The sequence below is a fragment of the Bacillus pumilus genome (assembly GCF_024498355.1).
Classification (GTDB): domain Bacteria; phylum Bacillota; class Bacilli; order Bacillales; family Bacillaceae; genus Bacillus; species Bacillus pumilus_P.
In genome coordinates this window covers 1,699,212-1,721,010 of record NZ_CP101833.1, presented here as the reverse complement: position 1 = coordinate 1,721,010, position 21,799 = coordinate 1,699,212, and the positions used below count along the sequence as shown (strand labels likewise).

General features: G+C 39.2%; 22 protein-coding genes and 1 pseudogene. 5 read left to right on the top strand and 18 right to left on the bottom strand.

The window, feature by feature from the left end:
* Window positions 1-125: 125 nt before the first annotated feature.
* The 7 genes from NPA43_RS08580 to NPA43_RS08550 all read right to left on the bottom strand — a co-directional run bounded on the left by NPA43_RS08580 (window position 126) and on the right by NPA43_RS08550 (window position 7,063).
* Window positions 126-848 (bottom strand): LutC/YkgG family protein, encoded by a 723-nt coding sequence (locus tag NPA43_RS08580; RefSeq protein ID WP_249705566.1) that lies wholly within the window; start codon window positions 846-848, stop codon window positions 126-128.
* Window positions 845-2,269, bottom strand: a complete 1,425-nt coding sequence (locus tag NPA43_RS08575) for a LutB/LldF family L-lactate oxidation iron-sulfur protein (protein ID WP_230030200.1) — start codon at window positions 2,267-2,269, stop codon at window positions 845-847. Before NPA43_RS08575 ends, NPA43_RS08580 begins: the two co-directional genes overlap by 4 nt.
* Before the next feature lie 21 nt (window positions 2,270-2,290).
* The gene (locus NPA43_RS08570) at window positions 2,291-3,007 is read right to left on the bottom strand and encodes a (Fe-S)-binding protein (RefSeq protein WP_099725731.1); all 717 of its coding nucleotides are present in this window, start codon (window positions 3,005-3,007) and stop codon (window positions 2,291-2,293) included.
* A 276-nt stretch (window positions 3,008-3,283) separates the two neighbouring features.
* Window positions 3,284-4,882 (bottom strand): M48 family metalloprotease, encoded by a 1,599-nt coding sequence (locus NPA43_RS08565; RefSeq protein WP_256499606.1) that lies wholly within the window; start codon window positions 4,880-4,882, stop codon window positions 3,284-3,286.
* 254 nt (window positions 4,883-5,136) lie between these two features.
* Window positions 5,137-5,988 carry an SDR family oxidoreductase gene (locus NPA43_RS08560; RefSeq protein WP_099725733.1) on the bottom strand — a complete coding sequence of 284 codons (852 nt, stop codon included), beginning with the start codon at window positions 5,986-5,988 and terminating at the stop codon, window positions 5,137-5,139.
* A gap of 139 nt (window positions 5,989-6,127) precedes the next feature.
* Complete coding sequence (locus NPA43_RS08555; RefSeq protein ID WP_099725734.1) at window positions 6,128-6,541, bottom strand: Rrf2 family transcriptional regulator; 414 nt, start codon at window positions 6,539-6,541, stop codon at window positions 6,128-6,130.
* Between the two features lie 48 nt (window positions 6,542-6,589).
* On the bottom strand, window positions 6,590-7,063 hold the full coding sequence (locus tag NPA43_RS08550) for a VOC family protein (protein WP_099725735.1): 474 nt from the start codon (window positions 7,061-7,063) through the stop codon (window positions 6,590-6,592).
* A 160-nt stretch (window positions 7,064-7,223) separates the two neighbouring features.
* On the opposite strand from NPA43_RS08550, the gene NPA43_RS08545 reads away from it, so the two are divergent.
* A complete protein-coding gene (locus NPA43_RS08545) occupies window positions 7,224-7,667 on the top strand; it encodes a DUF2188 domain-containing protein (protein ID WP_099725736.1) in 444 nt (147 codons plus the stop codon).
* A gap of 181 nt (window positions 7,668-7,848) precedes the next feature.
* On the opposite strand, the gene ku is transcribed toward NPA43_RS08545, so the two are convergent.
* On the bottom strand, window positions 7,849-8,697 hold the full coding sequence (ku, locus tag NPA43_RS08540; RefSeq protein WP_099725738.1) for a non-homologous end joining protein Ku: 849 nt from the start codon (window positions 8,695-8,697) through the stop codon (window positions 7,849-7,851).
* Window positions 8,698-8,812: 115 nt separating this feature from the next.
* Between ku and NPA43_RS08535 the strand changes: the two genes are divergently transcribed.
* Both NPA43_RS08535 and NPA43_RS08530 read left to right on the top strand, forming a co-directional pair.
* Window positions 8,813-10,678 carry a DNA ligase D gene (locus NPA43_RS08535; protein WP_099725739.1) on the top strand — a complete coding sequence of 622 codons (1,866 nt, stop codon included), beginning with the start codon at window positions 8,813-8,815 and terminating at the stop codon, window positions 10,676-10,678.
* A 34-nt stretch (window positions 10,679-10,712) separates the two neighbouring features.
* Window positions 10,713-11,408, top strand: a complete 696-nt coding sequence (locus NPA43_RS08530) for a YoaK family protein (protein ID WP_099725740.1) — start codon at window positions 10,713-10,715, stop codon at window positions 11,406-11,408.
* Window positions 11,409-11,451: 43 nt separating this feature from the next.
* Here the strand turns inward: NPA43_RS08530 and NPA43_RS08525 are convergent, their stop codons facing one another.
* Window positions 11,452-11,670 (bottom strand): hypothetical protein, encoded by a 219-nt coding sequence (locus tag NPA43_RS08525; protein ID WP_099725741.1) that lies wholly within the window; start codon window positions 11,668-11,670, stop codon window positions 11,452-11,454.
* Between the two features lie 457 nt (window positions 11,671-12,127).
* Window positions 12,128-13,240, bottom strand: coding sequence for a response regulator aspartate phosphatase (locus NPA43_RS08520; protein ID WP_099725742.1), 1,113 nt, complete (start codon window positions 13,238-13,240; stop codon window positions 12,128-12,130).
* Window positions 13,241-13,715: 475 nt separating this feature from the next.
* On the opposite strand from NPA43_RS08520, the gene NPA43_RS08515 reads away from it, so the two are divergent.
* Window positions 13,716-14,087: an iron chaperone gene (locus tag NPA43_RS08515; protein ID WP_256499605.1), complete on the top strand. Its 372-nt coding sequence runs from the start codon at window positions 13,716-13,718 to the stop codon at window positions 14,085-14,087.
* A gap of 52 nt (window positions 14,088-14,139) precedes the next feature.
* On the opposite strand, the gene NPA43_RS08510 is transcribed toward NPA43_RS08515, so the two are convergent.
* Together NPA43_RS08510 and NPA43_RS08505 are read right to left on the bottom strand one after the other, a co-directional pair.
* Window positions 14,140-14,721 carry an undecaprenyl-diphosphatase gene (locus NPA43_RS08510; RefSeq protein WP_256499604.1) on the bottom strand — a complete coding sequence of 194 codons (582 nt, stop codon included), beginning with the start codon at window positions 14,719-14,721 and terminating at the stop codon, window positions 14,140-14,142.
* 155 nt (window positions 14,722-14,876) lie between these two features.
* Window positions 14,877-15,419, bottom strand: a complete 543-nt coding sequence (locus tag NPA43_RS08505) for a GNAT family N-acetyltransferase (RefSeq protein WP_249705571.1) — start codon at window positions 15,417-15,419, stop codon at window positions 14,877-14,879.
* A 350-nt stretch (window positions 15,420-15,769) separates the two neighbouring features.
* Here NPA43_RS08505 and NPA43_RS08500 point away from each other — a divergent pair, with 350 nt between their 5' ends.
* Window positions 15,770-16,018, top strand: coding sequence for a macro domain-containing protein (locus NPA43_RS08500; protein ID WP_249705572.1), 249 nt, complete (start codon window positions 15,770-15,772; stop codon window positions 16,016-16,018).
* Window positions 16,019-16,073: 55 nt separating this feature from the next.
* Here NPA43_RS08500 and NPA43_RS08495 read toward each other — a convergent pair whose 3' ends face one another.
* The 6 genes and pseudogenes from NPA43_RS08495 to NPA43_RS08470 all read right to left on the bottom strand — a co-directional run bounded on the left by NPA43_RS08495 (window position 16,074) and on the right by NPA43_RS08470 (window position 21,782).
* On the bottom strand, window positions 16,074-16,583 hold the full coding sequence (locus NPA43_RS08495; protein WP_249705573.1) for an antitoxin YezG family protein: 510 nt from the start codon (window positions 16,581-16,583) through the stop codon (window positions 16,074-16,076).
* Window positions 16,584-16,940: 357 nt separating this feature from the next.
* The gene (locus NPA43_RS08490; protein ID WP_256499603.1) at window positions 16,941-17,513 is read right to left on the bottom strand and encodes an SMI1/KNR4 family protein; all 573 of its coding nucleotides are present in this window, start codon (window positions 17,511-17,513) and stop codon (window positions 16,941-16,943) included.
* Between the two features lie 181 nt (window positions 17,514-17,694).
* On the bottom strand, window positions 17,695-18,171 hold the full coding sequence (locus tag NPA43_RS08485; protein WP_256499602.1) for an antitoxin YezG family protein: 477 nt from the start codon (window positions 18,169-18,171) through the stop codon (window positions 17,695-17,697).
* 3 nt (window positions 18,172-18,174) lie between these two features.
* A pseudogene (locus NPA43_RS19345) lies at window positions 18,175-19,045 on the bottom strand (DNA/RNA non-specific endonuclease); the annotation flags it as partial.
* A gap of 323 nt (window positions 19,046-19,368) precedes the next feature.
* On the bottom strand, window positions 19,369-19,851 hold the full coding sequence (locus NPA43_RS08475; RefSeq protein WP_256499601.1) for an antitoxin YezG family protein: 483 nt from the start codon (window positions 19,849-19,851) through the stop codon (window positions 19,369-19,371).
* 5 nt (window positions 19,852-19,856) lie between these two features.
* Window positions 19,857-21,782 carry a T7SS effector LXG polymorphic toxin gene (locus NPA43_RS08470; RefSeq protein WP_256499600.1) on the bottom strand — a complete coding sequence of 642 codons (1,926 nt, stop codon included), beginning with the start codon at window positions 21,780-21,782 and terminating at the stop codon, window positions 19,857-19,859.
* Between the last annotated feature and the right edge of the window lie 17 nt (window positions 21,783-21,799).

The window sequence follows — 21,799 nt, the reverse complement described above, 5'->3', positions numbered from 1 at the left end:
AGTAGATGAACTTCTCACCTTGTATGTCGTCATCTTACTATGTCCATTCACCTAGAGGCAAGATGATTTTTTAAAATGTTTGAAAGCTGTTTTCATATAAAAAAAGGCTCTCTTCACGAAAGCCCTCATTCATCATCTATTAATAGATAAACGGCCCGAACCGGACCATGAACCCCAACCACTAAATTCATTTCAATATCGGCAGAATTACTCGGGCCTGATATGAAATGAATGGCTCCTTTCGCCTGCTCTCCCTCCTCTACCAAGCAATTAAGAGCCGAGACGGCCTGAATCATCCGCGGAACAATCGAGCTTTTTTCTATACACACGATATACATCATCGGTAAAAAATGAAGCGCTCTTCCTTGACCTTGATGAGATGAAAGAACAACTGTGCCAGATTCTGCAAGTGTGTAATCACTGAACACAACCGCATATTTCGCTTGTTCTGCCTGCCTTATATTTTCATCCCTTGATGCATCTGCATCCCAGCTGGTGACCGAGATTCCTTCTTTTTGCAAGCAAGCAAACATAGGATTGAATCCATATTGCTCAAAACGTCTATCACGCGAGGTCATCACGGGACCCTCTCCATACTCTGTCATCAATAATCGTAATAGAGAGGGCGCTTCCTCCGGCGTTGTTTCTATCACTCTTGTATGAATTTGTTGACATTGCTTCTTCAATTGCTCCACCAATTCTTCTTTAGACAGAAGTCCGTTTGTTTCCCACTGTACTTGATGCTTCCATCCCGGACGCTGAATAGATGTAGATGGAGAGGAGCCTTTGCCTAATTGCTGCTGGATATGAGCTAAAAACGAATCTCGATGAGAAATGGTTCCCTTCATGACCGTTCCTCCTTTTGTTTCTTTTTAAACCAATCCCGAAATCTTTCTTTACTTGGAGCTGGCAGGTCACGAATATCTGTCCAATTCTTTAAAGGACCCATTCCTTTTGAAATCCGTCCGTTTGAAGCCATACGATTCATCAAAACAGGTGCTGCTTTTGTTCCAAATTGATACATCCCGGGAGTCGATGCCCCCATTCCGAACATTTTCATCGCCATCATTTCAGCTTTAGGCGCTCTCCCCTCTTTCTCAACGATGACTTGTCTATGTTTAATTAATAGCTCATGAAGTGGAATCTTCACTGGACAAGCATCCGTGCAAGCTGCGCAAAGGCTTGACGCAAAGGGGAGCTCTTGATAGTCATCATAGCCGCCAAGAAGAGGTGAGAGAACAGCTCCAATCGGACCCGGATAAATCGATCCGTACGAATGTCCGCCAACATGCCGGTAAACCGGGCACACATTGATACAGGCTGCGCACCGGATGCATTGCAGAACAGGCTGAAAGGCTGTACCTAATATATTTGACCTTCCGTTATCAACAATGACCAAATGAAATTCTTCTGGCCCATCGACCTCTTCTTCTCCTTTTGGCCCCACGACAGAAATATAACTTGTTAATTTTTGGCCAACTGCGCTTCTGCACAAAAGACCAACAAGGACATCCAGCTCCTCCATTGTTGGAACAAGCCGCTCCATCCCCATGACAGCTATATGCGTCTTTGGTATGGCCGTGACAAGATCCGCATTCCCTTCATTTGTCACAAGACAAATGGAACCTGTGTTGGCCACAGCAAAATTACAGCCGGTCACGCCAATATCTGCTTCGAGGAATTTTTCTCGTAAGATTGCTCTCACAAAGCTCGTCATATCTTCAGGGGTTTCTGACATGTCATATCCGAGCTTTTCGTGAAACACATCCCGTATTTGTTCTTTCGTCATATGAAGAGCAGGTGCCACGATATGTGAAGGCGGTTCATGATCATCTACTTGCAGAATATATTCGCCAAGATCGCTTTCGATCACCTCACAGCCGATCTCTTCAAGTGCTTGATTCATTTCAATTTCTTCAGTGACCATTGATTTTGATTTGACAATCTTTTGGGCCGCTTTTTTTTGTGCCACACCTTGAATATACGCTGATGCCTCTTCCTTTGTTTTCGCAAAAAAGACATGACCTCCGCGTTCACTCACACTTTCGCTTAATTGATATAAGTAGTCATCAAGGTGAGCAAGTGTATGTTGTCTGATTTCCTCGCCAAGTTCACGCCACTTTTCCCAATTGCCAAGCTCTTCGCTTGCAGTCATCCGCCTTTGATACAGGCGCTCTTGTGCCGAAGAAACAGCTCCTCTCATGACAGCGTCTTCTAAGCCTTCCCCGATTCGCTCTTTAAAGGCTTTCTCTCCAATTTTCATACTCATATGCCGTTCCCCCTCTTCGCATCAGCGGCTATTTAATACTTCTGCGATATGCATCACCTGGATTGGTTTTTCAAGGCGGTTCAATCTTCCGCCAATATTCAGCAGGCATCCACAGTCAGCACCAATGATATATTCAGCGCCTGTTTCCTCTATGCTTTGCACTTTTTCATCGACCATCTGCTCAGATATGGGTGTCATTTTTACTGAAAAGGTACCTCCAAATCCGCAGCAATTTTCTGCTCGGGGCAAAGGTTCTATCGTCAAATCTTTGACATTTGACAACAGTGTGAAAGGCGCTTCCATAATTCTTAGCAGTCTCGTCATATGGCAGGAGGTATGGTAGGTTGCTTTTCCTTTAAAACTCGCACCTACATCTGTTACGTGTAAAATATCTACAATAAATTCCGTTAATTCATATGTTTTCGCAGCAAGTGCCTCAGCCCGAGCTGTCCACTCTGGATCTTCTTTCAAAAGATGAGGATATTCTAGAAACATCGCCTTACAAGAACCTGATGGTGTCACGACATATTCAGCTGATTCAAAGGCTTTGATCATGTTTTTCGCTGCTTTGATTGTTTCTTTTGTATAGCCGCTGTTAAAGGCTGGCTGTCCGCAGCACACTTGTGCTTCTGGAAATTCCACTTCAACACCGAGCCGTTCTAACACCTCGACTGTCGCCTTTCCTACATTCGGCTGCATGGTGTCAATTAAACAGGTGACGAATAAACTGACTTTCATCGGCGAACTTCCCTTCTTTTGCTGCATTTTGATTCATCCTTCTGGTCATCTGATGACTAAATAACAGGCATTAATTTCATTTTAATCCCAAATTTCTGAAATTTCAACGAAGTGGTTTGTCTAAAATTTGTCCATATTGCCATTATTGCTTCATGAAAAAAACGCCCTTTTACAGGGCGTATGAGGATGTTTATTTTGAAATCAATTCGCGAATTCCGCTTTGAATGGCTTATGTTATGGAATGGTACAGTTTAGTCTTCAAATAATCACCTTGATTTAATCGGTTTTCTTTATGTTCTCAATTCGTTTTTCGAAAGAGGGATGACTTTCACGCCATTCAGATTTTCTTCCATAATCTCCATCTACTTCTTCAATAAGGCTGCTTAATTTAATCAAAGTATTGAGATACAGTGTTTTATTTTCAAGGTGGGAAACAGCAAAGTTATCAGCCTGAATCTCAAATAACCGGCTGATTTTCTTTGGTAACCATTCCGTAATAAAGATCATGATCAATACACCTGCTGGGAAAATAAGAATATATTGCCACCATCCATTGGCAAGCATAAATTGTCTCGCATAATACATACTGATTCCCATAAGTAATGTTACAATCAAAGTTAGGTAAATGGTGAAATGCGCGTGTTTTAATTTCACGTGTCGCATTTCATGGTATAAGATAGCACGGATTTCCTCTGTATCAAACTTATCTAATAACCCTTCGGTCACATAAACATTGACTCTTCTTGTAAATGGAAGTTGAAATGAATATATCCAGGCATTCACATCATGTTGCGAGCCTTTTTTTATCCAAATATTTAGCTTTTGTTTTGTCTTATACTCAATATCGTTGCGAATATTCATGAATTCGTCCGTATGTAAGACTTCATATTTATTTATTATTTTTTGAATGATTGAGTAACCAATAATAAATAAGATTACTAGGGCGAAGTACCATGCACAAAAAAGAAAAAGATTATCCATGATCTTCGCTTGAAACGACAAAGAAAGTAATAAATAAGAGCCGAAATATAACAAGGATAATGTGACGGCACCAAACAAAACGACTTGCTCCCTAACATTCATTAAGAATGAATTTCCTAACGTGCCTTCATTTTCTTCTAATTCTTCAGGCGAATCTTTTGTAGTATACTCAAATGAATAAGCTGTCAATAAGACTGACAGGAAAGTTGGCACAAGTATAGAGAGAAAGATACTTAAGACATAAGACCCTGTTATTGATAGCACATATCCCATTAAGAAATAATAATTTAATCCCAAGGGAAGAAAAATGGCTAGAACAAAAGGAATAAATAATGTGAATAGGTTTTTCATAGATTCATGAAGGTTAAAAAATAAAAATAACAGAGCGGGCAAAAGGATTCCCATTAAGGTAATTAATATAATATATGTGGTATTATGCTTAAAACCTGTTTTGACCTTAGTAGTTTCTGTTAGATTCGTTAGATTGTATTTGGAGAAAAAAGGATTTTGTGATACCTGTTCCATCGAGGTCGTATCGTCATGAATAGGTACAAAACCTCTTCTTAGAAAAACCACTGCCTTATCATTCATTATTTTGTCTGTTTCAATCGTGTTGGTTCCATTAGCAGATGGAATCTCTGTGAAATTTATTTGCTTTCCACCCAATTGAAAGGCTGCTTCTGAATGCTCATTGGAGGAGCCATCTTGATAGGTCAATAAAAAATCACCTTGAAATAGAGAATGGGAAATTAATACTTTGGGATTGTTTTCTTTGTTCGAGTCAAGTAGAACAAATGGGGAAACAACTGCTGAACGGATACCAACTTCAATCAAAATGACTATTATTGTAATAATGCTTGCAATAAGATAAGAAAGTGAGGCTTTTCGTAACATTTCATCACATCCTGCTGGTATATTTAGGCTGCATTGTGTCAATTAAATAAGTGACGAATAAACTGACTTTCATCGGCGAACTTCCCTTCTACTTTGATTTATATCTGGTCATCTGATGACTAAATAACAGGCATTAATTTCATTTTAATCCCAAATTTCTGAAATTTCAACGAAGTGATTTGTCTAAAATTTGTACTTAATGCTCGTGTGGCAGCATGAAAAAAAACGCCCTTTTGATAGGCGTTTTTTGATGTTTAGTTTGAAATCAATTCACGAATTCTTTCTTCAATAGGCGTTAACGGACGGCCTAGTAATGATTCGAAATCTTGGCTTTCAACGGCTAGAGCACCATCGCGAATGCCGCTTTGAATGGCTTTGACAAATGGAACAGCCTCTTTTGGTACACCATTTGAAGCTAAAAATTCTCCAAATGTGTCTACATCGATTTTCTCTACTTTGATCTCTTTTCCGCTCACCTCACTGACAATTTGTGCAAGTTCAGTGTGCGTCCGAAGAGGTCCTGACAATTCATATATTTCCTGGTCATGCACCGGAAGTGTTAACGCATTTGCCGCAGCTTCTGCATAGTCATTTCTTGTCGCCCAGCCAACTTTCCCTTCACCAATAGGGCTTAAAAATGGTGCGCCGCTGACTGATGCCAGAATGGTGTCTTTTTCATTTTCTACATACCAATTGTTTCTTAAAAACACATGAGGGATGCCAGAGGCCAAAATCGCTTCTTCTGTTTTTGCATGGTCATGGGCAAGGACAAGCTGACTCTCTCTTGCATTGACCACGCTCGTATAAGCAATAAAGGATACATTTGCTGCTTTCGCCTCTTGGATGGCAGCCGTATGCTGCTTCACGCGGTCTCCATCAGCAGTTGAAATGATCAAAAGACGGTCAATGCCTTGAAACGCTGATGCAAGAGTGTCTGGCTGAGTAAAGTCTCCGTGGCGTATATCCACCCCAGCTTCCTTCAAATGCGCTGCTTTCTGCGGATCTCGAACACTCACCGCAATTTGTTCAGCCGGTACTTTTGTCAGCAAATGCTTAACGACGAGCGATCCAAGTTGTCCTGTTGCCCCTGTTACTAATAATTTCATTTGTTTAACCTCCTCATTTTGTCATTCAACGGTGATGCTTCATGGGTAGAACAGCTTCAGGCACATATTAGGTCATTTGTTATCATCATATCGGTTACAACAAAAGGTGTAAAAAAAGCTCAAAGGGTATGAGCTTCTTCTAATCTTCCTCCGTCAATAATTGCTTGATTGTCACTTGTCTTAGGCGATTTTCAAGTGCAGACTGCGCTTCTTTGAGTTCGTGCCGCAGTCTCGTATCCATGGCTTGACCGATCGGGCATGCGATGACTGGTTGATGGAAGTTAAATAACTCTTCACCCGCGCTTACATCTACAGCACGGTACACATCTAACAGCGTGATGTCCTCTGCCGGCCTTTTTAAATAAGCACCGCCTACTCCGCGGCGAATCTCAATGAGACCCGCTCGTTTGAGCATTGCCATCATTTTTCGAACAATGACAGGGTTTGAATTGACACTCTCTGCAATAAAATCACCTGTACACTCTTTTGGAACACCTGCAATAAATGACAAAATATGAACAGCGATCGAATACCTGCTGCTAATTTGTTTCACAATCTTTCACCACCGTTGTAATCAATATAGTTACAATGAGTGATTTTGTCAATCAATAAACGGATTTTTCTTTTGGTCCCAATGCTCATATGTCATCATATCGTATTCTTCCGCTGCATCAAGCTTAAGCGGTGCAATGCATTCAAGCAGATTCCCATCTGGGTCAAGAAAATAGATCGCTGCATGAAATTGCGGCGGATTATCGAGAACTAAAGGCTGTTCCTCTTCTGAAAAACCGAACATCGGATGAATGCTAATACCTTTTTCAACCAGCCAATCCTTGATCTGTTCGATACTGGACGTTGTAATTTGAAAGGCAACGTGCCGAGTCGCTGGATGGTATGGAAAGGCGTTTATATCTACTTTCCACAGACCAATCCAGCTCTTTCCTTTCTCAATCCATAAAAAAGCAACTCGTTCATTTTCGTGAGCGAGTGTCAATTCCAATTTTTCATAAAATGCAATAGATGCCTTCAAGTCATTCACAGGTAAATGTGCTTCATACAGACCTTTCATCATCATTAAAATCACTCCTTTTCTACCTTCTATTCTGCGGGAATTGATAAGATGCTGCCTCAGCAAAACGATGTATTTTATCCCCGTCATTGGTTTGAGAGGACTTGTATGTTTGATCGATTGCAGATAGGGGAAGGTGTTCAAATAAAAGAAAGGAGCGTTTCATATGCCTTGGACAATGAACGATTATCCGGCTGTATTTCAATCGTTAGACAGCGTCATTCGAAAAAAAGCGCTTGAGATTGCCAATAAAATGATACAGGAAGGCTATGACGACAATAGAGCCATCCCAATCGCGATCAGTCAAGCGAAAGAGTGGAAAAAGAATGCCACGGAGAAAGAGATAGAAAATTTCTCATCTCATGGTTCTATTAAACCTTCTGAAGACAGCAGCTCCGCAAGACCAGAGCTCATGGATCATGCGCAGCATGTCGTCAAACATGAAGAAGGATGGGCGGTTCAGACAGAAAAAGCGAAACGAGCAAGTGAGGTTAAAGAAACGAAACAAGAAGCAATTGACCGGGCAAAGGAGATTTCAGCTAATCAAGGAACTTCTGTTGTCATCCACCGAAAAAACGGGACGATTCAGGACGTGTTAAAGCCGCAATAAGACCGCTCGTCAGCGGTCCCAGCGTGTAGACAAACCCTCGCATTCGGTGTCAGGTCTGCGCTCCGTTACTCACGAATGTCAAATTCGCTCCGTTCCGGTGCTCGCCCTTCCTAGACTTCAAAGGTTTTCTATCACGCAGAAAAGAAGACAGAGTGAAGACCGAACGTCAGCGGTCTTTTCTTTATGCATTTTTTTCTTTTTTGGCTGGTGCTTTTCTTTTCTTAGGCGCTGCTTTTTTTGCTTTGGCTGGTTTTGAGCGGTCGATCGAAGCCTGCAAAGCGGCCATTAAATCCGTCACATTGGATGCTGGATCTTTTTTGCCAGTCGTTTCTGGCTGAACGGTATGTTCTCCAGATATTTTATTGCCAATTAAATTCATCAGCTGTTCTCTGTATTCATCCTGATATGCCGCTGGATCGAATGTGGTGGTCAGCTGTTCGATCAAAAGGAGCGCTGTATCTAACTCTTTCTTGACAATGTTCTCCTCTTGGGGGATATTCGGTACGTCTGATACTTGTCTAATTTCGTCAGGGAAATGAATGGTTTCCATCAGCAAAATATGTTCATAGCACCTAACTATCGCTAATTGCTCCTTTGAGCGGATCATCATCTTTGCCACACCAATTTTACCTGATTCCTCTAGAGCTTTTCTTAATAATGAATAAGCCTTCGCTCCGCCTGTATCTGGTGATAAAAAGTAACTTCTTTCATAATAGATTGGATCAATCTCCTCTATCTTCACAAAATCAATGATTTCAACGGCTTTTTCTTCATTTTCTTTTCGCAGTTTTTCTAGCTCTTCATCATCTAATTCAATAAATTTATTCTTCGCATATTCATACGCTTTCACGATTTGTTCTGGCGCTACCTCTTCACCGCAATTGGCACATACTTTCTTGTAGTTAATAGGCGTGTGACACTCCTTATGCAGCTGTCTTAACTTTATATCTTTATTTTCTGTAGCGGTAAACAGCTTGACTGGAATGTTGACCAATCCGAAACTAATGCCGCCTTTCCATACTGTATGCATCGCGTTGCCTCCGTTCTTTTCTTCTTACTATGTAATGTTTTCAGCAGACTTATGTATGTGAATGAAAATTTCATCCCACTCTAAGAACACATGATATAAGGAAGTGACATACAAAATGAAACCTATGCGATTAACGGCAGCACATGATATTCCGGCCGGTGCAGACTGGGTGTTTGAATTAAAATATGATGGCTTTCGGGCCATTCTTGTATGGGAAGAAGGCGAGATTCATTTAGAAAGCAGAGCTGGAAAACGGCTAAATGAGCAATTTCCTGAAGTGGTGGATCAGTGCGAACAATTAAAAGACCAGTTTGCTCCTTTTTTACCGCTGACGCTTGACGGAGAATTGGTCTTTTTACTGAGTGAACAGCAAAGCGATTTTGCGAAGGTTCAGCAAAGAGGCAGGCTGAAAAACAAAGAAGCCATACAACGACAGGCTGAACGATTTCCATGTCACTTCATTGCGTTTGATCTATTAAGATGCACAGGAAAATCTCTCGTTGATTTACCGTTGATAGAAAGAAAAGAACGGTTACAGCAAGTATTTCAAGAAATAAAGCTTCCCTCATCTGTTCAGCTGGAGCACCCTTCCCTTCTTCAGGTCATTCATACAGATCCAAACCCCGAATACATGAAAGAGCTGATGACGACATATTTAGCGGAAGGACTCGTGGCGAAAAAAAGGACGAGTAAATGGCAGGACAATACTCGCTCAAAAGAATGGCTAAAAATCAAAAACTGGCGGTATGTCTCTGTCATTGTAACCCGTTTTGATAAAGAAAATGGCTATTTTCAAGGCTCCATTTATCAAAATTCGGCTCTCATCGAGGTTGTTCAATTTAAGCATGGATTTTCTAAAGAAGAAGAACAAACGCTTCGTACGCTCTTTCAAACAAAAGGCCAGTTAACAGGGGCATCATCATATGAAATCCCTCCTTCTATCATTGCCAGCATTGCTTGTATATCCTTTGATGGATCAGCCTTAAGGGAGCCGCGTTTTTCTTCCTTTTTACTAGATACTGATCCAGCAGCGTGCACCTTTCAGCAAATGCTCAAACAGCTGTATCCACTCCCTGCTGTTATAGACGTCACTCACCCTGAGAAACCCATTGTGCCAGCCCTTCAACTGAACAAGGCAGATTATTTACTTTATTTGAGACAAGTGGCTCCCTACCTTTTGCCCTTTTTACGTGAAAGGCGTCTTACTTTAATTCGGTATCCTCATGGCACTGGGGACGAATACTTTTATCAAAAGTCGACACCTGATTATGCACCAGATTTTGTTTTGACAGATGAGGTTGATGATATTTCTTACACGGTCTGTAATGATCCTCGTACGCTTCTTTGGCTCGGTAACCAGCTGGCGATGGAATTTCATATTCCTTTTGAAACAAGAGATACCGATCGGCCGGCAGAAATCGTCTTTGATTTAGACCCGCCATCTGTCAAAGAATTTCACCTAGCCATAGAAGCAGCCAAGCGAATCAAAGCGCTTTTAGATGGACTCTTTCTCACAGCTTTTATCAAAACAAGCGGGGGAAAAGGACTTCAAATTTACATTCCATTAAAGAAAAACGCCTTCACATACGATGAAACGAGACAATTCACAGCTTTTATATGCCAATTTTTATGCGAACAAGCACCTAATCTCTTTACTCTGGAACGTTTAAAGAAAAATCGCGGCAATCGTTTATATTTAGATTACCTTCAGCATGATGCTGGAAAAACAATCATCGCCCCATATTCCCCAAGAGGAAACGAGCTTGGACTCGTTGCGACACCACTTGAATGGGAAGAACTGTATCAGAAAGAGCTTCATCCATCTATGTTTACCATGCCGGCTGTCATTGAGCGGCTAAAGGAAAAAGGCGATCCGTTTCGCCGCATGAGGCACCTTGTGAATGATGATGCTTTTAGACAAGTCTTACATCAGCTTCAAGACATTTTACCAGCTCATAAGATGGACTTTCGCGATCATTAAGCGTTACACTTATTCATTAGAGAGTAAGAAAGGGATGACCATCTTGACCGCACATTCATTTCGAAACATATCACTGATCTTCTTATGTCTTTCCGCAGGAATTGTGGATGTGATTGGCTATTTGAGCCTAGGACATGTGTTTACAGCAAATATGACGGGTAATATTGTACTGCTTGGCATTGCAGCAGGAAGTTCATTGCAGCTAACAGCCCTTCATTCCATCACTGCACTGAGTGGGTTCGTTCTAGGTGTTTTACTTGCCGTTGTGATGGGCGGGAAGCATGAAAAAACGTTTTGGCCAAAAGCCGTTACACGTATCTTTATTATAGAAGTGATGATCTTGCTTCTATTTGCTCTTATGACCATTTTTCCTTATACACAGGGTGCTTATTTTATGCTGATTATTCTTTTAAGTATGGCCATGGGCATGCAGACGACGGCCGCACGTAAATTAAATGTTGCTGGCATTTCCACAACTGTTCTAACGAGCACACTCGCTAACCTGTTTGAAGATTTGGCTCAGCGCTTATCACACAGGGAAAAAAGAAAAGCCCCTATTCAGCATGCGAGCTTGATGCGAATCGGTTCTATTGTCTTTTACTGCCTAGGTGCCGCTTTAGCTGCATACACTGATGCTTACGATCCGTTTATCATCATTTGGCTGCCTATCTGCATCCTTGGGGTCATTGTGATCACTGCTACATTCATGCACTTTCACCAATTGAAATAGCCACTCTCTCTCTAGATGGCTATTTCATCATTGTGATGAACCACTAATAACTTCTCACATAAAAACCAGGAGGACGCCCCATGATGGACGTGGAGCCATACGGATATCCAGAAAATGTCCCAAATCCACCATACCCAGGGAAACCGCCTAAGCCAGAGAACACACCAGGGCTCACATAATATCCGCCAAAGCCGATATGAGTGCCAACCGGTCCGATATGTGCTCCGCCTCCGTGAAAGCCTCCATATACCCGTGGATACATACAATCACCTACCTTCAAGATCCACCTCAGCTCATCATATGCATGACAAATGGAGCGGTGTTCGCGCTTTTTCTTTCACTTCTATGTACAATAGACCAATTTGATAAAATTTGAATGAAAAGTCCTGCAAAAAATTAAATTAAGCAAAGAAAGGTGACCTTTTTAACTTGTTGCTCTGCCCTATGTTTATTTAGAATAATGGGGCAGGTAACAAATTTGCACACCCCCTTTGTTGCGAATTCTTCTTATTAAACGTTCTTGCAGCGTTTAATAAGAAGAGCCTATTTAAACAAAAAAACCCTTGCTGACGATCATCAACAAGGGCGAGATATAGATTAGTGATTAACCACCAATGATTTTTTCTGCTACTTCGAATGAACCCGCAACGTTTTGAGTTAGAACAGACGCAGCGATCGCTAAACCCACAACGAATAATACTTTTACTCCTGTTTTCATCTTAAATCAACCCCATTCTTTTCATATGTAAATCCGCTTCTAAACTTTTGTTCAAGTAAAAAACAGACTGCTCAAAAAGTGCTTGCTTTTCACAATATTTTGCCGCAAAATGCGAAAGCTCTTTTACTTCATGATATTCATTCTTCTCTTCTAACTTTCTTAATTTTTCATCAATTTGCTGAAATCTTTGTGGCGCATTCGTTAAGTAAAGATCATGTACGATGCCTATTTTGAGCTGAAACACTTCATGAGAAGCATCTTTTATTCTGGCATATGCAGCCTCTATATATTGGCTTGCACGCTGCTTTTCACCAATCACACAGAGTTCCCGGCTGATCAGATACGTAGAATGGAAAAAGAAATCTGAATCATAATACTCTTGATGGGACAGCGCTTTTTCAAGATGACGTATCGATTCTTTCGGTTTGTTCCAAAATGAATATAAAATAGCCACATTGTGGTGATGCTGAGCCAGCATAAAGTCATCCTGCTCGCTTGTCAAAACCTCTTCCGCCAGACGATAATTCTCAAGCGCCTCTTCGTACCGCCCGATCTCTGTTAGATTAGCTGCAACGAGAGAGTATGAAAGTGCCGTTCTTCTTTCATAATGCTTGTGACGTTTATAGACGTGGAGGGCTCTGCGAATATAGCTTAATGAGAGCATAATATGACTAAGTCGATAGTAAAGCCATGCCACCTTAAAATCAAAATCAGCACGTTCTATCTCACTTGGAATTTTATCTAAGAGCTTTTCAGCACTTTGATACATTTGCAATGCTACCTCATAATTTCCTTGGTGCTGCTCATACACACCCTCATAAAAATCGAAATAATAGGCAAGGCGATGAGACAGATCATCATCTTTTTTCCCATAATGACCTTCTATACTTTTCGTTGATACATCACCCTTTTGCCCTCTCAAATTGTACATGAGAATGTGATGCCTCTTCTCAAGCAGAGAATAATACATGAGGATATCAGCATCGTCAATTTCCTCTACTGCTTGTTTCGCTTTAGCAAATAATCGTTCTGCCTCATCTGCATGATCTTTTTTGATTTCCATGTTCCAGTCATTTAATAGTGATGCCAATTCCGCAACAGGAACTTTGCTCATTCTACACCCCCAATCACCTTCAGCTACATGACATGATTTCACTAAATATGGAACTTCTATTAGCAATTGCTAATTAGCCCATTTGACATCATTTTAATATGAATCACTTGAATCTTCAACAACCGTTTCCTTTGAAAATGCGTTTCTTTCTCCTAATCAATGATGTTTGCGCTAAAAATTCCGTCTTTTTTCTGATTAAAAGCAAAAGATCATCAGCACCAATCATCCGCGCAGGTTTTCTTTTATTATCTTTCTCTATATAATATGACCAAGAACTTCAGTGCCTCAGTAGCTCGAGCAGGGAAAAAAGCCGTAAAACAAATTGTAGCTGACAGGTGGCAAGGCAAGGGGTTCAGAAGCACCGAAAAGCATAAAGGCTGAGACAGGTGAAATTCTTAGGGAAGCATGTTGCCCTAGCGGGATTCGGATCCCGTCTGAGGCTTATGAGGTCGATGGAAATGGAGGATAAAACATCATGCATGTGTTTGAAGAATATGTAAGCAACATTGGTAACCCAGAGCTGAAGCAGCGCATTCAAGACATATTAAAATGGATTGAAGACACATTTCCACAATTAGAGCCAAGAATTGCATGGAATCAGCCCATGTTCACAGATCACGGCACGTTTATTATTGGGTTTAGCGTGGCAAAACATCACATTTCTGTCGCACCAGAAGGAAAAGGAATTGATCACTTTTCAGCTGAAATTGTACAAGCTGGTTATGATCATGGGAAAAAGATGTTTCGCATGAAAGAAAGCTTGCCCATCGATTATCCTCTACTTAAAAAAATCATCGAATTTAATATCGAAGACAAAGCGGATTGTTCAACGTTTTGGCGAAAATAATCAACACCCCGATCTGATTCCATAACAGATTGGGGTGTTTTTTTGCAACATTTTATTCCGTTCTCTTCCCTACACATTTCTGTTCAAACCATTCATAACATGACAGGATGGCATCAATAAACTTTTGGAATATCGGCAAACCAATAACAGCGACCGCTGTTAAACATGCTATGACAGCACCTGCTAAGACATCAAATGGATAATGAACCCCCACCCAAATTCTTGAAAACCCAACAGCACTTGCAATAAAAAGCCAATAAATATGCCGCTTGTGAAACAGCCAAAAGATCAGGCAAATAGAAAAAATAAAAATCGTGTGATCACTCGGAAAAGAGTTGTTCACTTCCTTATGGATCAGAAGATTGACATGACTCAATTCTGCAAAGGGCTGCGGATTGGAATAAAAGGCACCAGCAACTTTTCCAAGTAACTCTGCCAATATGAAGGTAAGTCCAGCAGATATGACCACCATCCTATTTTTTCTGCTTCGATTTTGAAGCCACATGACAAGAAGCATGAGCGCTACTAACAGCACTGTATATTCAGCTAATCCAATCAGCAACGGATTCAAATAATCGTGATCGATACTGAGCTGATTGATCGATCTAAACAACCGTTCATTATACTCCTGCATCTCATTTCATTCCTTTTACTCGATTTATGAAAAGGATAAATGAAAAAAGATGTCCGTTACATCGATCGAGCGAACAAAATAGAGGGATCATCTCACATTTTTGTCACTTCTTTGTCATCTTGATATCAAGATGCAAAACCCTTTCGTAGCTGAGACTATTGAGAGTGATGCTGCTCCCATTCCTTTTTCAGCAAAGCATATTGATAGGTGTTTTCATATTTAGGTGTGCCATCCTCATATGTAGTAAATGAAATAAACTCAAGAAAAAGGCCTTCTTTCCGCATCCCTAATCGCTCACATAATGTTCGGGATCGGTCATTATCATCCTCTACGTATGCATAAAGCCGCCTCGCCCCCTTTTCCACAAATAAATAGGACAAGAGAGCTTCAGCACTCTCACGCGCATATCCCTTCCCTTCATATACTGCATTGAAATTCCAGCCAATTGAATACGTGTCAGGCTCCTCTTTTAAATGAAATAATTCACCGATAATCTGTTGACTTTCTTTTAAACAAACTGCTGTATAAGAGTGATCTGCTTTTCTTTTTTGCACCTTAGCGGCAGCTTCTTCTAATGTAGAGATTTGATCATCAAGAAAACAATTCACTCTTGGATTAGACAAGTAATCTAGCATTCCTGCTGCATCTTCATCACAAAATGGTCTAAGAATTAACCGATTCGTTTCTAATTGATTCATTAGGCTCTCCTCACTGTTTCTGCTTTATTTCGTATTTTTAGTCTCTCCATATTTTAGATGACATGCACCACCTTTGACAATCAGATCATTGTGAAGTGTCTTCAAATAAACTAAACTCATCAAAAGCATTTTAGCTATTAAATAACATGATCAAAACGGTGGATGGCAACATCTTAGAGGCAAGTGAAGACATCATCTGTCACCAGGTGAGCTGTAAAGGAGGCATGGGAGCTGGATTAGCAAAACAAATCAAAAGCAAATATCCAAAGACTATAAACGTTTATGTTCAGAACAAGGAAATGATTTATTAAGTTCCGTTCAGTTCATCACAACAAGTGACGGAAAAACAATTGCCAGCTTATTTGCTCAAGTTGGGTACGGAAGAAAAAGAAAGCAAACCGACTACGACGCTTTACGCAGCTGCTTTGCAAAGCCTAAAGGATACAGTGACACATTCACATGAAGAGAAAAACCGAACTTCCATCGCCATTCCTTATGGGATAGGCTGCGGATTGGCGGGCGGCGATTGGACGATTGTCGAAGACATGATTGAAGAGGTACTTGGTGATTGTGAAGTGACGGTTTATCGGTTTAAATAATGGAAATGAGAGGTTCTTATGAAAAAATGTAAATACAGGTATACAAAAACCCTCCTTAATTTGGAGGGTAATGTGCGTTAGTCATTGTTTTCTTTTTATTCTTTATATAATTCAACACAATTTCTTTATCTTCCTCATCTTCAGGGAAAATTCCCAAATTTTCATATTCCCAAATAGCCATTCGTTGATAGGTATTGTAATGAGAGTTCAATACATCATCATAATTAAAATCAATGGCAAATTGATTCCTATTCTTGATTTTTAGCGTTAAATTTGTCCAAGCTTTTTGCTCGTTAATTTTAAATTCATCTCTGAGTTTCTTAAAAGAATTCTGTAAATTAATTAATAAGTCATCATATATATTTTCACTGACCTCAAATATATCAGGAATATCATGAGAATAAATATATTCTTGTTGTTTGTTTGTATTAAAGAAAAAATAAACTTCACGAGAGTCATCCAGAATTTCCGCATATAGCAAAACATTCTCCCAATCAACAGGTATTATTTCATTTATTGTATTCAAAATTTCTTGATAAACTTCATTCGATGGTTCCATTTCCATTTGAATTAACCTCCTGACTTATTTTCAATCGATACCTTTTTAACTCTCCGATCTCCAATTTTATACTTAATTTTAAATAAAGTTGGTCGCATAGAATCTCCTTCATATCTAATGCTTTCTATGGAAACTGACACCAAAAGCAATTTCTGCTAGAGAGCCTGCGGCATAGGTAAACCAATGGGATCTTGAGTAGGCATCACCATCAATGACCTCTTTTTGGAATGGTTAAACACGATTAGAACAAACGTTCTTAATCGATAGATTTATATGTGAATTTTTGCATACAAATACCCTCCTTTATTCGGAGGGTAATTTGTCAGTTTTATCACGAGTCTCAGTTGAAAATTTGACAAAACTTCAATCTTTATTTATATCTTTTAACATAGCCAAGAGGTCGTCACTAAGTTGGATATCAATAGCTCCTGTTTCACTATCTTCAACTTCTTCTTCAATATACAATCCTTCAATAAATTCTGTAAATGTATCAGCAATCAGGAATAAGTCTTGTTCGCCATCTCTTAGTTCATGATCCCAAAAATAAATTTTCCCTTGATTTATTTCACTAACATCTAAACAAATTTGGTCTCCTCCGTCTGCATCTGCGATAGGAATTATGTGTTCTGGTAATTGTTCTTTATATGTTTTTATAGCTTCTCGGATATCATAATCATTCTGCTCTAATCCATAAAACAATTCGACCGGCACTGATTCACCACCTAACCACACCGGTTTCTCTCTTAAATCGGTGTATACGTTATCTTCAATCCAACATTCTCCATATTCGCTTATAAAACTCTTATAATCAGAAGAAATATAATATCCGTTTTCTTCTTCTATTTTATTTATTTCGTTTAATGAGTTATTTGTTTTGGTTGATCTAATATCGATAGTGTACTGATCAAGTTTGTCTTTAATCCGTTTAAAACTCATTTTAATAGCCTCCTCTTAAGTCTGATGCAGCGCCAATATGTGGCACATTTTTATGTAAGTCAGTCAGAACAAGTTGAATCTACCAAGTGGAAATCTCTTGCTGGTCTACTTTTTCCTGAATCATATGCCTATTTTAATAAAAAACCCTCCTTTATTGGAGGGCGGTAAGCTAGTTGTTACTTTATCCTTTGTTTTTAATATATTGATCAAGAAATTCCCTGACTGATTTTCTTTTAGGAAGTATTCCAAGATTTTCGTAAGCCCATATTGCTCTTCTTTGAGACCCGTTAATTCCTTGATTCAATACATCTTCATAATTAAAGTCTAAGGAAAATTTACCATTTTCATCTAATTTTAAAGTTAAATTTGTCCATTTTTCCGGATTAATTAATTCATATGCTTGTTGTAGCTCTTCAAACAAATCATGTAATTTTATTAAAAACTCGTTATAGATTGACTTACTTACATGATGATCTTCAGGTATATTATGCGAGTAAAGAAATGCCGTTTCTCCCTTTAATCTATAATAAAAATTAATCTCTGCAGAGTCGTCTAATATTTCGGCATATAAACAAACTTCATCCCACTCTTTTGGTATCATCTCATTAACAGTTTGTGCAATTTCACCATACAGAGAATCTAGTTTCTCTAATTCCATTGTTTATCCACCTTTTTGATTTTTAATAATTGATCTTTGTAATTCGTCATTACCTATTTTAAATTCAACAACAAAACGTTCTGGTCTCAATGAATCACTTTTATAAACTGGCTCTATTGAAACAGATACTTTCTCAGGAGGAACTTCTTTCAATGCAGCCAACCACTCTTGTTCCATCTGATACCATTTCCCCCCACTACGATTAATCTGTGAATTCATCGGAAGTAGGTTATCAATATCTCCAGACCCTTTGAAAATAGATGCGATCAAATGACCTCCGTCATCTTTTGATAATCGGTCCGGCTTGCCTGAATTGGATTGAGCATATTGGTTTCTTTTGACCTCTCCGTATTTTAAATCACTTGCTTCGACTTTGACAATCCGTCCGTAGTGATCTGTTGTGTAGGTGTAGCCTTGTTTGGGTTGAATAGACAATATTCGGTTTTAATACTTTTTTACGTTTCCATCTCACATAGTGAACTCCGTAACTGACAACGGTTGGTGGTGATTTAGGTGCTGGTAATCGTCTGCCTGTCTGAGAGATTCCATAGCCTGAATTGTTGTCTAGACGCTTTGCCATGGAGAGGAGTTTATTTTTGAGATTTTCTCCGTCAAAAACGTTATACGGCAGTTTGGGGCCACCAGCCATTTGAAACTTTGGTGAATATGGCAATAGGCGAGGTATAGAGACTCTGTCTATTGATTTTGCTCCTTGTCCAAGGCCTTTCTTCACTGTAGTTTTGGCCGCTGTTGTCCCTGTTTTTGTAATGGCTCCTGCACCTTTGGAACCAAAGACAATTTCTGCTAGAGAACCGGTCGGATAGGCGAACCAATGTAATCGAGAATACGCATCACCATCTATGACTTCTTTTCTGTTACAAGATCTTAGATTCCAACTACTGTATCTTTGGCCACATCATATAGACCAATACATAAGCTATTTTTGATTCAAATTCTTTTGTTTGTTGTTCATCTATAATTGGTTTATCTATTTTTTCGTTTCTGCTAAATCGTGTTTAATTCTTGCATCATGCTCTGGCAACATCATCGCAATACATTTTATTGTATAAGCATTTAATCACTCCTTTTCGAATGATTAAACAGAATAAAAATTCTCTACCAATGAGTTTTAAGAACTTTTGCTCGATATAAATATTTGTATACAAAAACCCTCCAAATCAAAGGAGGGTTTTTGGGTTAGTTGTTTTCTTCTTTATTTTTTATATATTCTTCAACAAATTCCCTAACTGATTTTCTTTTTGGGTACATACCTAAATTCTCATATGCCCATATGGCTTTTCTTTGTGATCCATTTAAGCCTAAATTTAAGATATCATCATAACCAAATTCAATTGAAAACTTACCTGTATGATCTAGTTGAAGGTTAGCTGTTGTCCATACCTGTTCGTTATGTTTTATAAATTCTTCTCTCAATTGTATGAATAACTCTTGCAGTTTAATTAAAATATTAACGTATACCCGTTCACTAACTTGAAAGTCATCAGGAATATTATGACCATAAAAATATTTTTCTTCATCAGTGTAAAAATAAAAAGCAACCTCTGATGAATCATTAAACACTTCGGAGTAAAGCCAAACTTTATGCCATTCAGTTGGTATGATTTCGTGTATATTCTCAGCAATTTCTTTATAAAGTTCTGACATTTTCTGTGTTTCCACTAACGTTAACCTCCATACTCATTTTTTATATAAATATAATCTGTACTTTCACCTATTTTATATTTCACTTCGAAAGCTGAAGGTCTTAAGGAGTCTGAATGATATACTGCCTCAATATGGACAGACACTTTTTCAGGAGGAACCTCTTTCAGTGCAGACAACCATTCCTGCTCCATGTTGTACCATTTCCCGCCACTACGATTAATCTGTGAATTCATCGGAAGTAGGTTATCAATATCTCCAGACCCTTTGAAAATAGATGCGATCAAATGACCTCCGTCATCTTTTGATAATCGATCCGGCTTTCCTGAATTGGATTGGGCATATTGGTTTCTTTTGACCTCTCCGTATTTTAAATCACTTGCTTCGACTTTGACAATCCGTCCGTAGTGATCTGTTGTGTAGGTGTAGCCTTGTTTGGTTGAATAGACAATATTCGGTTTTAATACTTTTTTACGTTTCCATCTCACATAGTGATCTCCGTAACTGACAACGGTCGGTGGTGATTTAGGTGCTGGTAATCGTCTGCCTGTCTGAGAGATTCCATAGCCTGAATTGTTGTCTAAACGTTTTGCCATGGAAAGAAGTTTATTTTTGATATTCTCCCCGTCAAAAACGTTATACGGTAGTTTCCCTCCACCAGCTATTTGAAACTTTGGTGAGTATGGCAATAGATTCGGAATGGAGACTCTGTCTATTGATTTTGCTCCTTGTTCAAGGCCTTTCTTCACTGTAGTTTTGGCCGCTGTTGTCCCCGTTTTTGTAATGGCTCCTGCCCCTTTAGAGCCAAAGACGATTTCCGCTAGAGAACCAGTCGCATAGGCGAACCAGTGTGACCGGGAATACGCATCACCATCTATGACTTCTTTTTGGAATGAGTCTGAAATCGATTTTCCAATCGCTTTCGATGTTTCAATTGGATGGGAAACAGCTGTTACGACTGATTCAACGGCACCCCCAGGGTCTGTCACAAGATCGTAGATGCCAACTACTGTATCTTTGGCCACATCATATAGACCAACTGCAGCACCTTTTACACTATCAACGAATACCTCTGATGCTTCTTCTTGTGCTTTGATTTGGAGGAGCTGACTGTAATACATTTTTTGATCATATGAGAGATTTTCATATCCTATCTCATCTACAATCTCAAAGTATTTCTCTTCTGATATACACGAAGGATCATTGAGCTTTTCTTTCAGCTCTTTGATTCTTCGTTTCTCTTTTTCTTCTTTTTTCACCTTTAAATATGCTTTCACTTGAGCATCAATTTTCTCATGGTTTTTGTACACATCTGTCTCATGAAATGCTTTTGCATCATAATACATTGGCTGAGCGTTCTTTCCTTTTCCTGTTGCAGCCATCATTTTTGTATAAAAAGTTTTGAGGTGATTCTCAATTGCTTCTGTCTTTGCGTATTCCGTTTTCAAATCATTGTCTATTTTATGTAAAGCATCAATTGTCTCTTTTCTTTTTTTGTTCGCATCGTTTAAATGATCATCTATCTCTTTGCTGGAAAACGTCTGTAATTCAATTAAATCACTGATATCATCAAAAATAGTTGATAAGGCTTCTTTTTGTTCCTTGATCATATCTTTATTGTTCTGAATGCCTTGCTTCAATTGAGCTTCTAAGAAGTGCTCATCAATAAATGTGCTTCCGCCTAATGATTCATCATCAAGCTTTCCTTTCACTCCATCTAAAAAAGCCTTTTGCATATCGATAAAATCAAGATAAGTGTCCGTGTATAGTGCAAGGTCATTATAAAAAGCTTTGATGTTATCTGCACCTTTTCCAGTAAATTCATCACCTAACCCTGACACACTTTTTAATGCTTTTTTCAAATCTGTTATTTCTTCCCTAAGCTGTTGATATACCTTCGATCTTTTCTCTACAGCTGATATCAGGGAAGGAGCGTCTAATATCTTCATATGAAAAAGACTCCTTT

What these genes read in the sequence shown, in the direction of transcription:
- NPA43_RS08580 (WP_249705566.1), bottom strand. Translation starts at nt 848, where the DNA reads ATGAAGGGAACCATTTCTCATCGAGATTCGTTTTTAGCTCATATCCAG.
- NPA43_RS08575 (WP_230030200.1), bottom strand. Translation starts at nt 2,269, where the DNA reads ATGAGTATGAAAATTGGAGAGAAAGCCTTTAAAGAGCGAATCGGGGAA.
- NPA43_RS08570 (WP_099725731.1), bottom strand. Translation starts at nt 3,007, where the DNA reads ATGAAAGTCAGTTTATTCGTCACCTGTTTAATTGACACCATGCAGCCG.
- NPA43_RS08565 (WP_256499606.1), bottom strand. Translation starts at nt 4,882, where the DNA reads ATGTTACGAAAAGCCTCACTTTCTTATCTTATTGCAAGCATTATTACA.
- NPA43_RS08560 (WP_099725733.1), bottom strand. Translation starts at nt 5,988, where the DNA reads ATGAAATTATTAGTAACAGGGGCAACAGGACAACTTGGATCGCTCGTC.
- NPA43_RS08550 (WP_099725735.1), bottom strand. Translation starts at nt 7,063, where the DNA reads ATGATGATGAAAGGTCTGTATGAAGCACATTTACCTGTGAATGACTTG.
- NPA43_RS08545 (WP_099725736.1), top strand. Translation starts at nt 7,224, where the DNA reads ATGCCTTGGACAATGAACGATTATCCGGCTGTATTTCAATCGTTAGAC.
- ku (WP_099725738.1), bottom strand. Translation starts at nt 8,697, where the DNA reads ATGCATACAGTATGGAAAGGCGGCATTAGTTTCGGATTGGTCAACATT.
- NPA43_RS08535 (WP_099725739.1), top strand. Translation starts at nt 8,813, where the DNA reads ATGAAACCTATGCGATTAACGGCAGCACATGATATTCCGGCCGGTGCA.
- NPA43_RS08530 (WP_099725740.1), top strand. Translation starts at nt 10,713, where the DNA reads ATGACCATCTTGACCGCACATTCATTTCGAAACATATCACTGATCTTC.
- NPA43_RS08525 (WP_099725741.1), bottom strand. Translation starts at nt 11,670, where the DNA reads ATGTATCCACGGGTATATGGAGGCTTTCACGGAGGCGGAGCACATATC.
- NPA43_RS08520 (WP_099725742.1), bottom strand. Translation starts at nt 13,240, where the DNA reads ATGAGCAAAGTTCCTGTTGCGGAATTGGCATCACTATTAAATGACTGG.
- NPA43_RS08515 (WP_256499605.1), top strand. Translation starts at nt 13,716, where the DNA reads ATGCATGTGTTTGAAGAATATGTAAGCAACATTGGTAACCCAGAGCTG.
- NPA43_RS08510 (WP_256499604.1), bottom strand. Translation starts at nt 14,721, where the DNA reads ATGCAGGAGTATAATGAACGGTTGTTTAGATCGATCAATCAGCTCAGT.
- NPA43_RS08505 (WP_249705571.1), bottom strand. Translation starts at nt 15,419, where the DNA reads ATGAATCAATTAGAAACGAATCGGTTAATTCTTAGACCATTTTGTGAT.
- NPA43_RS08495 (WP_249705573.1), bottom strand. Translation starts at nt 16,583, where the DNA reads ATGGAAATGGAACCATCGAATGAAGTTTATCAAGAAATTTTGAATACA.
- NPA43_RS08490 (WP_256499603.1), bottom strand. Translation starts at nt 17,513, where the DNA reads ATGAGTTTTAAACGGATTAAAGACAAACTTGATCAGTACACTATCGAT.
- NPA43_RS08485 (WP_256499602.1), bottom strand. Translation starts at nt 18,171, where the DNA reads ATGGAATTAGAGAAACTAGATTCTCTGTATGGTGAAATTGCACAAACT.
- NPA43_RS08470 (WP_256499600.1), bottom strand. Translation starts at nt 21,782, where the DNA reads ATGAAGATATTAGACGCTCCTTCCCTGATATCAGCTGTAGAGAAAAGA.